Below are 13,544 nucleotides of genomic sequence, written 5' to 3'. Positions count from 1 at the left end.
ATCGGCGTACGAGTCGTTCCTGGTCGGCGTGGGCAGCGACTCGGTGTGCGTGCCTAGTCGCATCTGATGTCGTCGGCATTTCCGATGTGGCGCCTGCTGTCGTCATGGATTCCTCGGGTCCGATGCGTGTTCGTTGATCGCCTGGACGGAGTTCGGAGTCGAGGTTTCGCGGGTTGACGGTCACAGGCGTACTCCAGATGATCGAGTTGGTGCCGCGTCACGCGACCTTGTTCTATCAGTCAGACGTCGGTACTCGGAACCGTGAAAGTGAATGAGCCGGTCTGGTCCTTGTCAGCTACCGGATAACCCTCGTCCTCCTGCTCAGGTATGGCTATGCCATGGCGGAGGTCGGCTCGACGAGACGAGGTCGCGGTGGCAGGGTTGTCAGACGCATCCCCAGCATTGCCTCGATCGCCGATTGGCCTGGTCAATCGGGCAGCCTCCGCGAGGCTCCAGGGCCGCCGGAGCCCCGACACGGGTGCTCGTACAGCCTCTCCGACTGCGATGACCTTCCAGGCGGTCAGCTCTGCCGCGACTTCAGCGATGTCGGGCCCAAGGGTCTCGGCCACATGATCCAAAGCGTTCTGATCACCGTCGGCATGCCACCGCGCGAGCTTGACAAGAGCCGCGCCGACAGTGGAATGGTGAATGCGAACAGCGCGCATCACGGCAGCTATGCGCGCGGCTTCTCCGGCAACGACTGCGCTGCCGGCTATCGAGCCGATCCGTGCGACATTTCGTGGATCAATCGGCCCGATGCGGCTCGTGTCCGCCCACTGAGCGACCGCGGATGACGTGATGTCGGCGCCCAGAGCGGTGAGTCGTTCGGCTAGGTCGACGGCTGATCCGCTGATGGCCAAGGCGTCGTTGAGCGCAACCCGCCACAGTTGCAACAGAAGATCGACAACCTGCGGCCGTTGGTCGGCTAGCGTGGGGCGAATGCGCTCGAAGAGAGACCGACGTTCAGGCTCCGATATTCCAATGAGCGTCATCCCCGCCGTAATCTCGGTGATAGGGACGAGGCGAATTCGGTCATCGCGAAGGCGTTGCACACGTGTCGCCAACGCGAGCAGAAAGACGGTGGCAGGTTGGATGCGCTTTTCATCAGCCGTTGACTGAACCACAACAGGAACAGCGACCACGGAGCGGCCCCGCACCGGACCATCCTGATCATCAAGGCCGGGCGCGTCGTCCCATTCTGTTTCAAGACCGACGATGTCCAGGTCGACATCGTGGTCTGGTTCGTTCATGGCTGCAGCTAGGAGCGCTCGGTGATCCGGCAGGCTCACGGGGGCATCACGGTCATGGGCGATCGCCTGCGTGGTGAGACGAAGATTCAGTTCCCAGCCGTCGAGTTCGTCCTCGTCGGCAGGGACTTCGGTCAGTGCTGCCAGCGTCGCGCACCGAGTATCGAGGGAGGTCCGACGACTTGGAGTCTCGAAGGCGCCGCGGAGCGCTTGGTAGAGCCTCCCCTCGTCGCCGCGCCGTCCCACAACGATGAGCTGGCCGATGTCTGCGGCCGCAAGTCGGCGGCGCCAGGCCACTGCGGGAACGCCGATCAACAGTGTCGACTGGTGCGAGCCGGCCGCATCGATCATGTTGATGCTGCGGATGGTTGCCGGCGGTGTGTCGTGGATTGGCAACGAGCCGATGCTGACGAGCCGTCCTGTGAGGGCGTCCCGGGCGGTGCGCGAACCACATACAACGTCTAGTTGCTGCCCGCGACGCGCGGCGTCTTCCACCAGATCCGCGATAATGTCGGTGACTGGATTGTGCTCAGATAGGGCGTCGTAAACGGCCACAAGGGCGACGCGGACCGCGCCCCATTCCGCGGCAACGCGGGCGCGCCACGACGCGGGGAAGTCGTTGCGGCTGTCTGCGTCGAGGACGTCGTCGAGGAAGCGCCGGAGTGTCCGGCCGCCATGTCGTGGTGCGACGCGATCGTAGTCGGCAGTCCGAGTAGGCAACTCTGTCAGCAGGCGGGCGAGACGAGCCGCCCGACAGACTGGCCATGGTGCCGGTCCTCCGCGCGGGTCGCGAAGGCGCCGTAGCCGCTCCCGGACCTCAGCTAACCCTGAGAGGCTGACATCGTCCACTGCGAGCAGGTGCGCCTGTCCTCGCTTGCCGGCCGGTACGCGGCGAGGTCCGCCGCTGGAGAGCCCCGGTGGCCCTCCAGCGAGGCGATCGCTTGTTGCTCCGAGCCACGGCCAATCTGCGATCCAAGTGTTGTGGCTACCGGCCGTTTCTGCACTTTCACATCCGCCCTCACGACTCGCGACGGGAAAGCGGGTGCTGACTTCTTCGTGTAGGTCGAGGACAGTAATGACAAGGCTCTGATGTGCGGCAGCCCAGTTGCTCGCGGCAGCTATCCAGTCATTGCCCGGCTCGGCTGAGGCATCGATGATAACCACGCGCGGTCCCATGCCGACAACCGGTGGAAATCCGCTTGCCGGGGAGACGAACAATAGCCGCGCCGCACCGGTCACCAGGCACGGCTTGCCGCCACGTAAAGGCGAGGCGAGACCATCTCCGCGAAGTCGGTGAGGGTGAAGAGCCGGTGCGACAGGCGCCGAGGAAACATCGAGTCGGTCCAGCTCGGCGCGCCGGACCAGTCGCGGGGTAACTAATGCCACTGGGCCTGGTGGCGGTTCTGTACCCGAGATGCGACTCAGTTCCCCCTGGGGGAGGTGAAGCGTCTCTGCGGCGATCATCACAGCGGCCAGTAAGGGAAGACGGTGAATTCCGCCTGGCAGTCGGATAAGTAGATTCGTCTTGCGGCGAACGCTGAGCTGGATGGCGACGAGGAGGTCGCGTTCTGCCACGGTCAAGGCCGCGCGCTCAGGACCAGCCAAGGTCCATGCTTGGATCAGCGGAATGAACCGAGCAGAGCGGCGTGCGTACCCTAGGGCCGTTTCTGGCGGAGCTGCCCATCGCCGTGCCGCTCGGTCGGGATTCTCCGACGATCCGTTCCCTGGTGCGGGCGGGTCGTCGCTGGAGTCGGGGACGTTCGATCCGGCAGCCCGAGTGGTCATGCCAAACCGCTCCACGGCAGATCGTTGCGTACAGTGCGCCTACCGCGTGCGCGCTCTAGGGTCTCGCGAAATTTCTTTTGTTCGCGCCCGAGCCCATGCACGAGCATCGTCCGCGCTGGCGCCAGCTCATCAATGATCTCGGTCAGACCGTCCCGGTCAGCATGAGCGCTGAGGCTGTAGGTTTCGACGCGCGCCGCGACGGGAACCGCGACTGGTCCATCTTGGGTTTGGAGCGGCAGAGTCGCCGGAACGGTCGGATCGTCTCGTTCGGCGAGTCGTTGCAGTGCGCGGCCGGCAGATTCCTCGTCCTGATAGCCGCATACAAACAGTGCCGAGTGAGGGTCGGGCAGGATCTGCTGTGCCCAGGGCACTGCGAAACCGCCGGTCAGCATGCCTGATGTGGTGATCACGACGCCCGTTTGGAACGTTTGCATGAGTCGCGAGCGCTGCCGGTTGTCGACGCGTTGAACGTTGCCACCGAAGATGTCCAGGTGCGCTTCGCGTTCATAGATGTCGCTGATTGCCCTGGCGAGGCCGTCCACGAGTACAGGGACATCGGGCAGTTGCTGTCGGAGCATGAGTGCTACTTCTTGGGCGCGGCCTAGCCCGAACGCCGGAATCAAGACCCTGCCGCCGCCGCCAACGACTTCCGCGATGGCACGAACGAAATCTTGGATCTGCAAAGCTCGATCACGGTGGCGACGGTCGCAGTAGGTCGACTCGATCACGAGAAGGTCTGCCTCACGAGCCAACTTCGGCGGCAGCTGAGCGCTACCGACCGACAGCTGGGGAAGGTTGTAAATGTCGCCCGTGATCACAGCTCGTTGATCGCCTGCTGTGATCACTACCCCGGCTGCTCCCAAGATGTGACCGGCGTCGAAAAGCTGGATGGTGAGATCTTTGATGTTGTGAGGGCGGCCATAGGTGAGGGGGCGCAGGCTTTTCTCGGCAGCCTCCACCTCAGGCTCTCCATACAGCGGAGCCAACCACCCGTATTCGGCCATGTCGTTCGCTTGCTGTTCCATGACCCTCTTAGCGTCGGCCCACATCTCCGGCATGAGGGCAGCGGTAGCAGGTGTGCAGATCGTGGCCGCCCGCGGTTGGTCAGCAATCACCTTCGGCACGAATCCCGCATGGTCGTTGTGTCCATGCGTTACGACAACTGCGTCGAGCCGCCCTTCCTGGGCTCGTGCGATACGGGGCGGTGCGGCCAGACGAGGACTGTCGGCGTTGGGTCGAACGCCAGCATCTACGAGTATTCGGGTGCTACCAGCCTCGACAAGCACCGCTGACCCGCCGATCTCATGGCCGCCGCCAAGCACTTCAACCCGTAGACCGCGATCCGCACTCGCGTACGCCACTGGCCGATATTCGGCACGATCGACGGACTGAGCGCCGGCTGCCTCGTGTGTAGCTACCTGCGCGGCACCAGTCCCTATCTGTGGGTCGCTGTCAACACCAGTGGCTGGTAGCACCCGGTCAAGGTGTTCAGAGAGTTCACGGAGTTGGGTGACTTCCCGTGCGAGGCGAGTCCGAGCTTGATTCCGCGGTAGATCTTCCAGGTCCGCTTCGAGCCGAGATATCCGGCCTTTGAGTAGATTCTGCAGATAGTGTGCTCGCCCTGGTAGATCGCCGAGTCGATCCTCCAGGCGGTGGCGTGCATCGGTTGCCTTGTCGCGCTCAGCCTGAGCAGCGGCAACGGCATCCTCAAGTTCGCCGACCTGTGCCGAATGAGCTCGTTTCTGCGCCACACGCTCCTCTCGCAGATCGCTCAACTGCTTGCGTGCCTTCCGAAGATCAGCGGCCAGTTGGATCGCATTTTCGAGCCGCTGACGCTGCTGCCGCGATGGGAGGTTTGCACGCGCCTGATCTCGTTCTTGCGTGAGACGAACCAACGTGGCTTTCAGCGCTTCAACCTCGGCCTGTGCGCTTGATAGCTCGGCGCGAGCACGGGTCAGCTCTTTTGCCGATGTCCCGACAAGTCGTCGCAGCTCCCGGGAGTCCGAATCTTGACGCTGCCTAGGTAGCCTTCCTTGGCCGGCCCTTGGCGCAGCTGCAGACTCAGATTGCAAACCCGCGGTCACGCCTGCGCCGGAAGGCTCGCTGTTCTGCTGGGACGGCATACCGGTCGAACCGACGGGGAGTCGACGGAAGAGGCTGGCTCCCGTTGCTGCGGTGGCGTCATTTGGATCGAGCAAGGCGCGAGCGATCAGCTGTCGTGACATGCTGGCGACCGCTCGCTCTGAATGACCGGATCCTGATATGTCGTCATCGGAATCCCCCGACATCGAAACTGCAGCAGCCTGGGAAAGTTCAAAAAGGGTCGTTCGGTCGTCTTGCGTCAGCAGGGAGAGTCCCACCCTCGCCCGAGCGTGTTCCCGCAACACTCGATCAGCTACGAGCCCTTCGGCCAGCCGTTGGCCATACCTGGATAGAAGCAGCCCGGACGGCCACGACGGCACGAGCCACGACACGGCGCGCCCTGGCCTGCGTCGCGGATGCAGACTCCGCCATTCGTTGAGGGTCTCCGCCGCAGCGAGTAGAACCTGATTTAGCTGATCTCCTCCACCTGACCGTCGGCTCGATGCCCGATGCGGCTTATCACCCGTGCGACGTTGCTGTCTCATGCCCACACTCGACAAGACGAAGTGCGGCCTGGCCCTGAAAGTCGGGCCTTCCTGGAGCCGCTGGGAGGCTCGAGCGGAGGCTCGCCTCGGCAAACGCGCCGCACACGTGATGTGGCGGCGTAGTCGATCGACTGCGTCGCGACGCCCATCCGATGGCGGAAGTCGACTTGCCTAAGCCGTGACCGAAGCATGATGGAATCCTTACGCAATGCGATCCCGATGTGGAGACGTTACGCCCCCGTCCGAAGTCAAAGCCGCCTTACGGGTACATGCGTGTATCAGCACCAGTTACTCCAAAAGTGGCAAATCTTCGCCACTTTCGGTGCTGATCCGACAGGCTCGCCGATCCCGGCAAGAGGTCCCTGACGCCGAACCAGCCTTCGGCGCCTCGCCCAACCGGCCCGGCGGGCGTCTACCACCGTGGCGCACGTGCCTCACTGGCGTACTCGCCGGCTACCACGACTACTCGGCGACCGGGCGGATATCGACCTCCATGCGTGGTTTCGCGTCGGCTTGGACACCACTATGGACCACCCGCGTGTGGATCAGGTGCGGATGCCGAGCTCCTGCATGCTGGTGGCGAGGGGATGGGGCTGGCCGGTGAGGGCGGCCAAGGCGGTGGCGACGGCTTGCAGGTCGGCTTTGATATAGGTGGTGGTTGCTGGGCCGGTTTTGTCGGTGTGTCCGGCGTAGGCGCGGGCGATGCCGTAGCCGAAGTTGCGTTCGACCCAGGTCAGTGTGGTGTGGCGTAGCCAGTGGGTGGAGATGCCTTGGGCGGCGACCCAGGGCAGCCGGTCGCCGACGCGTTTCCACAGGTGGTCGTAACGTCGCGAAGTGAGCGGCCGGCCGTCACGGTAGCGCAGTAGTTGATCCGTGGGGAGGACGGCGCCGCGGTGCTCGGCGTGGTCGACCAAGTGGGCGGCCAGGTCGATGCTGATCGGCTGCCAGCGCAGCGTTTCGCCTTTCTCGCGGAGCCGGACGAGACCTTGGTCGGAGTCGAGGTCGGTGCGGCGCAGGGCGAGGGCGCCGCCCCGCCGGCAGGCGGTTTCGGTGTGCAGGCGCAGCAGTAGTGCGTCGAGGATGGCGTCGTTGCCGCTGGTCCGGGCCACCTGGTTGATCTCGTCGAGTTCGCGTGGGGTCAGGGCGCGGCGGCTGTTGGGCAGGCGCCGTGGTTTGGCGATCTGATGGGCCGGGCTGGCCGACGCCGGGATAAGCCCGTCGGCGATTGCCCGGACGAAGAAGGCGCGGGCGGCGGCGATGACGTGTTCGCCGGCGTGCCGGCCGCCGCGGCCGTTACGCCGCGACACGGCGGTGGCGGCGGCCTCGCGTTGCAGTGCCTCGATGTCAGTCGCGGCGATCGTGTCGAGTCGCCGATCACCCCACAGCAGGATCATGCGATTCCAGTAGTTGCCGTACGTACGTCGGGCGCCGGGCCCGGCGGCGGCGATGACCTGCGGCAGGTACTCGGCGAGCGTCGGCATCAGGGCCGGTGCCGACTCGGTGGCCTGTAGGTCAGCGATGGTGACGCCGAGCTGCACCAGAACCTGGCGTGCTTGCGCGATGTGTCCCGGGTCAGCCATCGTCGTGGCCGGTTGCCTGGTGGGCGTAGTGCCGGGCCAGCAGGTGGGCGACGAGTGCGGGAGGGTGCGCGACCAGCAGATCCCGGGTGGGCACGGCGACCAGCATGACCCGCGCCTCGGCGTCGAGGCCGGCCAGTGACCGCGCGGCGACCGGCACGGTCAGCTCGCCCCGGCGGCCCACCGTCTGCCGGCCCGCCGGGCTGGAGCCGAAGACGACGGCGTCGGTCTCGACCGTGAGGTCCAGGCGGTGCCCCGGCTCCCACCGTAGTGCTGTCAGCAGTGCGCGGGCGCAGAACCGTCCGGACGTATCTATACGTGCCACGTCGAACAGGACTGGCTCCGCCGTGACGTCGGTCAGCCAGCCGCGTCGTCGTAGCGCCGGTGCCCCGAGCGGGACTGTCGGTGCCGGACGCCGTGTTGTTGGAGGAACCAGCGCGCCGATCAGCTGCTCGGGACGGGTGCCGGGCGGCTGCTGGTGCGACGAGCCCATGCCGCTCATCGTCGACCGAGCCGGAGATCGCAACGACAGGAAACAGCAAGGTCAGACGGTTCGACGTGCCACCGCCGCCGAACCCGTTGCCGTCGACAAGTGCTACGCGCAGGGCTCGATCGCCCCCGCTGGCGGGAAGGATGTCCGCTTACCGCGGGATCCCGCCAAAACTGGTGTCCGAGGGGGGACTTGAACCCCCACGCCCGATAAAGGGCACTAGCACCTCAAGCTAGCGCGTCTGCCATTCCGCCACCCGGACCTGCTCCGCACAGCTTACCGGGACCGTCGCCCTGGCTTTCACCTGGGTTTTGGCTGCCCTGTCGGCTGCACGGACAGAACTATATACGGCCCCCGACCCAGGCCGAAGCGGGGGCCGGTCGTCACCGGGGGTGTGGCGCCGAGCCTGGGAAAAGGGGAGCATGGCGGACGTGTCTCGGTCCCCCCTCACCCCCGCCATCGAACGTGCGCGTGCCCTGATCGCGTCCGGTGATCTCGGGTCGGCTCAGGTTCTGCTGGAGCGGGCCGTCGAACTCGGGCGGGAGAATCTGGGGGAGGACGAACCGGACGTTCTCACCGCTCAGCGGGAGCTCGCCGGGGTCTTTCTGCGGTCGGATGATCCGATGGCGGCCCGGCGCGTGCTGGAGGACGCCTATGCGGCGGGGCAGTGGCGGCTCGGCGACGGCGATCCGGTCATGCTGCACATCTCCCACGATCTGGGGATCGTCGCGCAGGAACTGGGCAACCGGCACGAGGCGCGGAAGGCGTTCGGCCGGGTGGCCGCCAACGGGCCTGCGGCCCTCGGCGAGGGCCATGAGTTCGTGGTCCGGGCACGGTCCTACCTGGGCGAGGATCCTTCAGGAGCGACGGTACGGCCGGACGCCCCAACCATCCAGCCGACGACGACTCCGGCTCCCGCGCCGCCACCACCGCCCGTGACCCCGGCCGCAGACGTGCCGCCCCCCATGACGCCGGTCACCCACACCCCGCCGCCCGTGACGCCGGTTACCAGCCCGCCGCCGGCCCTGACGCCTGTCGCAGGCCCTCCGCCGCCGATGACGCCGCTCCCCAGCACCCTGCCGCCCGTGACGCCGGTCACCAGCACCCCGCCGCCCATGGCGCCGGTCACCCACACCGCGCCGCCCGTGGCGCCGGTCACTCACACCCCGCCGGCCGTGGCGCCGGTCACCAACGTGCCGCCCGTGACGCCGGCCGCCAACGTGCGTCCGCCTGTGACTTCGGTCGGCCATGGGCCTGCGCCACTGCCGCCGTTCACCCACCTGCCGCCTGCTGTGTCCAAGGACGGCCCGGTAGGGCACATGGCGCGGGACACCGCCGGCGGCGAAGGGCCGGGGGCGCGGTCCGCCCTGGAGCGGCCCACCGATGTCCTCCCCGTCACCCGCACGGCGCCGGCGCAGCGGGCCGAGACGACGTTCGTCGGGCAGCCGGATGTGACGGTGCAGCGGGCCGGCAACCCGTGGGATGCGGCTCCCGTGGTTCCGGTGCAGCGGCAGGCGCCGGTGGAACGACACGGCCACGACGTCGTACCGCAGTCCCGGCACGTCGGCCCTCCGCCCGTTCGGCATGACGCCTACCAGGGCGGATACGGCACTGTGGATAACCCGCACGCCGTTCACCAGGGCGGATATCCGCAACAGCACCACGGGACCGTGCAGAGCACCGGGTGGTCGACGTCACCTCAGCAGGATTCGGCGGCGGGTGGCCCGTACCGGAGGAAGGGTCGTGGTCTTGCCGTTGGTCTGACCGTTGTCGCGACGCTGGTCGCGCTGACCGCGGTGGGTGCCCTGGTGTTCGTGCTGGTCGGCCGGGACGACGACGGGCCGGTGACGCCGGTGGCCACCGCCTCGGCCGGTGTTCCGCAGCTGGCGGGGGACCCGCCGACCGGGGTGAAGCTGAAGGATCGGGGCGCGTCGGTTGACGTGACCTGGAAGGACCCGAGCGACGGCAAGGTGCCGTTCATCGTCACGATGGCCCGGAACGGACAGCAACACAGCTCGATGGCGCGGGTCGACCTGGGCCGGACCAAGACGACGATCTCGGGGTTGAACCCGAACCTGGAGTACTGCTTCGCGGTCGTGGCCGTCTATTCGTCCGACAGATTCGCCAGCTCGAACCAGGTGTGCCTCGGGCGTAAGTGAGTTATCCACAGGCCGTGGGACACGGGTATCGACGGAGAGCCCCGTTTCGCTATGGTGGCCAGCGTCCTTGAGGCGCCGACACGGGGAGGGCAGCCGCAGTGACCAGCACTGACGCCACGACACCGGGGCGTGGAAGGCGGATGCCGAGCCGTGGCCAGATGGTGACGATGGCGACCGTGGCCGCGCTCCTGGCCGGTCTCGGGCTGACCGTGCGCGGGCTCGGCGCGGCCGATGACGCACTGGCCAGCTTCGATGCCGCCTCCTGGGTGTGGAGCAAGGGGGCCGGCGAGCTGGCCCGGCTCAACGGGGTGAGCGCCCGCATCGACACGCGGGCCGACGTGCCACAGGCGCTGCGGCATCAGGTGCAGGTCAGCCAGAGTGACCGATTCGTGCTGCTGCGTGACGTCAACACTGGTTCGATCGCCTCGATGGACCTCACCGACCTGCGGGTCTTCTGGAACGCGCCGTCCCAGCCGGGCCTCGGTGTGAGCGTGGCGCTGCACGGCGACGACGCGTTCGTGGTCGACGCGGTGCAGGGCAAGGTGCAGCAGATCGATCCGGCGAGCGTGCAGCCGGTGGGGGAGCCGCTGCAGTTCCCGCCGGGGATCAGCGGTGGCCTCTTCGACGGCGCCGGCAAGCTGTGGATCGCCGTGCCCAGCGAGGGCACCGTGACCTCGATCCAGGCCGCCGAGACGGGCGCGTCGCGGCTGCGCACCGATCCGGTCGCGGCGCCCAGCCACGACCTCGCGGTCACCGCCCTCGACAAGGGCATCGCGGTGCTCGACCGGACGACGAACGCGCTGGTCCGCGTCGACGACAAGGGCGCCGGCCAGCCGGCCACGCTGCCGCTGAGCTCGCCGGGGGAGCTGCCGCCGCGTTCCGACGGCGACATGATCGCGGTGACCGTGCCGGACGAGCGGAAGGTCTACACCGTGACCGCGGCCGGCGTGCGTGACGTCACCGTCCCGGATGCGGGTGGCGAGCTGCGACCGGCGGTCACCTACGACGGTTATCTGTATGTGCCGGAGGACGAGGGCACGGTGCACGTCTTCGACGCCGAGGGCCGGCAGCAGCAGCCGATCGACATCGACCGGCCCGGCGGCGACCTGGAGCTCGAGGTCCGGGAGAACCGGCTGTTCATCAACGCGCCGGGCTCCTCGACCGCCCGTGTCGTCGACGACAACCACGAGGTCCGGACGGTCGACAAATACGACGACAACGTTCTCGGCGGGGATCCGCCGCCGGTGAAGGCGCCGCCCGCCCCGCCGAAGCAGGAGAAGCCGAAGAAGCCGCAGGCCGACAAGCCGGGCGCCCCGCGCAGTGTGCGGGCCGCGGCCGGGAACGCCGAGGTCCGGGTCTCCTGGCAGTCGGCCCCGGACAACGGCGCCGCGATCACGAAGTACGTGGTGGAGGGCGCGGGCCGCACCTTCCAGGTCGGCGCCGACCAGCGTTCGCTCGTGGTCGACAAGCTGACCAACGGCGAGAAATACCGGTTCGAGGTGCACGCGGTCAACCGCAAGGGCGACGGGCCGGGGCGGTCCAGCAACGAGGTCATGCCGACCGCCGAGGTTCCGGACGCGCCGGGCACGCCGGTCGCCGAGGCCAGGCCGGACGGCACGATCGCGCTGAGCTGGCCGGCCGCGAACGGGCAGGGCCACGACATCGCGCGGTATGCGGTGACCGCTGTCACCGAGGGCGGCACCGCCCCGATCGGTGAGGCGACCGGGACCGAGCTGACCGTGGCGGCCAACCAGATCGAGTTCGGCAAGGCGTATGCGTTCACGGTCGTCGCGATCAACGACATCGGCGCCGGGTCGAAGGCGTCGGCGGTTAGCAACAGCGTGGTGCCGTTCGCCGCGCCGGGCGCCCCGGAGAACCTGGCGGCGGCCACCGTCGCGGGGCAGGCGGGCGCCGTGTCGGTGACGTGGACGGCGCCGCCGGACAACGGCCGGCCGATCACGAAGTACGTGGTGAAGGCGGGCGACAAGGAGACCGAGGTCACCGCGACCGCGACCACGCTCACCGGGCTGGGCGACGGCGCGACGGTGCAGGTCACGGTGACCGCGGTGAACGAGGCCGGGCCCGGGGCGGCGGCGACCGCCTCGGCGCGGACGGTGGCGGCTCCCACGCTGACCGTCACCGGGGTGGACCCGACGTACAACACGGCCAAGGTGACGTTCTCGGTGAACAACGGGGGCGGCACGACCACGTGCACGCTCGCCGTGTCCGGCGGCGGCAAGGGCTCCACCGGCAGCTGCTCGTCGCTGAGCGCCACCGGGCTGAAGCCGAGCACCAGCTACACGTTCACGGTCACCGCCAAGAACGCGGCCGGTAGCGTGGCCAAGGGGTCGGCGAAAGCGACCGACGCCCTCTACGGCACCGCCACCTGCATCAACGGCGACTCTGGCGACCAGAAGACGTATTGCGACAAGGACGTCGACGGCCGCAACGGCAACGAGATCTTCAAGGTCACCCGGCAGGACGACAGCCAGCAGGCAGGCTGGGTGAAGAACGGCACGAGACTGAAGACGTACTGCAAAAAGGCCGGCGAAGAGGTCTACGCGTTCGTCTACAACGACAAGAAGCGAAGCACGTGGTGGATCCAGGTGGACTACGAGGGCAAGACGTACATCCCGTGGGCGTGGCTGAACCTCGACGGCGGGGACGACCTGGCGGACCTGTCGACGTGCTGACCCCCGCCCACATCCAGGGGTTCGCCGACGTCGCCGGTGAGCTCGCCACCCGCATCGGCACCGTCGTGCTCGGCAAGCCCGAGGTCGTCCGGCTGGCGCTCACCGCGATGTTCGCCCAGGGGCACGTGCTGCTCGAGGACGTGCCCGGGGTCGGCAAGACGACCCTGGCCCGGGCGATGGCGGCGTCGATCCGCGGGCAGTGGCGGCGCATCCAGTTCACGCCCGACCTGCTGCCCTCCGACGTGTCCGGCGTGACCGTCTTCAACCAGGCCAACCGCGGGTTCGAGTTCCATCCGGGGCCGGTCTTCGCCAATCTGGTGATCGCCGACGAGATCAACCGGGCGTCGCCGAAAACCCAGTCGGCGCTGCTGGAGGTGATGGAGGAACGCCGCGTCACCGTCGACGGCATGCCCCACCCGGTGCCGCAGCCGTTCCTCGTCGTGGCCACCCAGAACCCGGTCGAGATGGACGGCACCTACCGTCTGCCCGAGGCGCAACTCGACCGGTTCCTGGTCAAACTGTCCGTCGGCTACCCGTCCGAGGACGTCGAGATCGAGGTGCTGCGCGGCGCCGCGGTGCGGTCACCGGACAGCCTCGAACCGGTCACCGACACCAACATGATCGGCGAGATGACCCGGATGGTCGCGGCGGTGCACATCGCCGACCCCCTTTACGCGTACGCCGTACGCCTGGCCGCCGCCACCCGCAACCACCCGCAGGTCCGGGTCGGCGTCAGCCCCCGCGGCGTGATCGCCCTGACCCGTGCCGCCTCCGCGTACGCGTTGATCAACGGTCGTGGCTACGTCCTGCCGGAGGACTTCAAGGAGCTGGTCGAGCCGGTCTTCGCCCACCGCGTGCTGCTCTCCGCCGACGCGCAGCTGCGTGGCGTGACACCGGCCGAGGTGCTCGCCGACGCGCTGCGCTCGGTGCCCGTTCCGCTGCCCGACCAGCATGTCCCGGCCTGAT

At 67.7% G+C, this 13,544-nt stretch carries 8 protein-coding genes and 1 tRNA gene; 4 read left to right on the top strand and 5 right to left on the bottom strand.

The window, feature by feature from the left end; translation table 11 throughout:
* Positions 1 to 239: 239 nt before the first annotated feature.
* Together BM290_RS47020 and BM290_RS48050 are read right to left on the bottom strand one after the other, a co-directional pair.
* Positions 240 to 1,967 (bottom strand): DISARM anti-phage system protein DrmE domain-containing protein, encoded by a 1,728-nt coding sequence (locus BM290_RS47020; RefSeq protein WP_143133575.1) that lies wholly within the window; start codon positions 1,965 to 1,967, stop codon positions 240 to 242.
* A gap of 1,061 nt (positions 1,968 to 3,028) precedes the next feature.
* A complete protein-coding gene (locus BM290_RS48050) occupies positions 3,029 to 4,318 on the bottom strand; it encodes an MBL fold metallo-hydrolase (protein ID WP_244903866.1) in 1,290 nt (429 codons plus the stop codon).
* Positions 4,319 to 4,684: 366 nt separating this feature from the next.
* Here BM290_RS48050 and BM290_RS48045 point away from each other — a divergent pair, with 366 nt between their 5' ends.
* Entirely contained in the window at positions 4,685 to 4,966 is a 282-nt protein-coding gene (locus tag BM290_RS48045; RefSeq protein WP_177319541.1) for a hypothetical protein, read from the top strand.
* 1,238 nt (positions 4,967 to 6,204) lie between these two features.
* Here the strand turns inward: BM290_RS48045 and BM290_RS02585 are convergent.
* From BM290_RS02585 to BM290_RS02575, 3 genes are all read right to left on the bottom strand, one after another.
* Positions 6,205 to 7,239, bottom strand: coding sequence for a tyrosine-type recombinase/integrase (locus tag BM290_RS02585; RefSeq protein ID WP_093609464.1), 1,035 nt, complete (start codon positions 7,237 to 7,239; stop codon positions 6,205 to 6,207).
* Positions 7,232 to 7,729 (bottom strand): hypothetical protein, encoded by a 498-nt coding sequence (locus BM290_RS02580; RefSeq protein WP_093609462.1) that lies wholly within the window; start codon positions 7,727 to 7,729, stop codon positions 7,232 to 7,234. Before BM290_RS02580 ends, BM290_RS02585 begins: the two co-directional genes overlap by 8 nt.
* Positions 7,730 to 7,900: 171 nt before the next feature.
* Positions 7,901 to 7,988: transfer RNA gene (locus tag BM290_RS02575), tRNA-Leu, on the bottom strand.
* A gap of 169 nt (positions 7,989 to 8,157) precedes the next feature.
* Between BM290_RS02575 and BM290_RS02570 the strand changes: the two genes are divergently transcribed.
* The 3 genes from BM290_RS02570 to BM290_RS02560 all read left to right on the top strand — a co-directional run bounded on the left by BM290_RS02570 (position 8,158) and on the right by BM290_RS02560 (position 13,543).
* Positions 8,158 to 9,885 carry a tetratricopeptide repeat protein gene (locus BM290_RS02570; protein ID WP_143133573.1) on the top strand — a complete coding sequence of 576 codons (1,728 nt, stop codon included), beginning with the start codon at positions 8,158 to 8,160 and terminating at the stop codon, positions 9,883 to 9,885.
* A 140-nt stretch (positions 9,886 to 10,025) separates the two neighbouring features.
* Positions 10,026 to 12,578: a fibronectin type III domain-containing protein gene (locus tag BM290_RS02565; RefSeq protein WP_239143285.1), complete on the top strand. Its 2,553-nt coding sequence runs from the start codon at positions 10,026 to 10,028 to the stop codon at positions 12,576 to 12,578.
* Complete coding sequence (locus tag BM290_RS02560; protein ID WP_093609458.1) at positions 12,572 to 13,543, top strand: AAA family ATPase; 972 nt, start codon at positions 12,572 to 12,574, stop codon at positions 13,541 to 13,543. Before BM290_RS02565 ends, BM290_RS02560 begins: the two co-directional genes overlap by 7 nt.
* The last annotated feature ends 1 nt before the right edge of the window (position 13,544 follow it).

The sequence above is a fragment of the Actinoplanes philippinensis genome, assembly GCF_900113015.1.
Classification (GTDB): Bacteria; Actinomycetota; Actinomycetes; order Mycobacteriales; family Micromonosporaceae; genus Actinoplanes; species Actinoplanes philippinensis.
The sequence above is the reverse complement of the archived record's forward strand: the minus strand, read 5'-3'. Positions and strand labels throughout refer to the sequence as shown.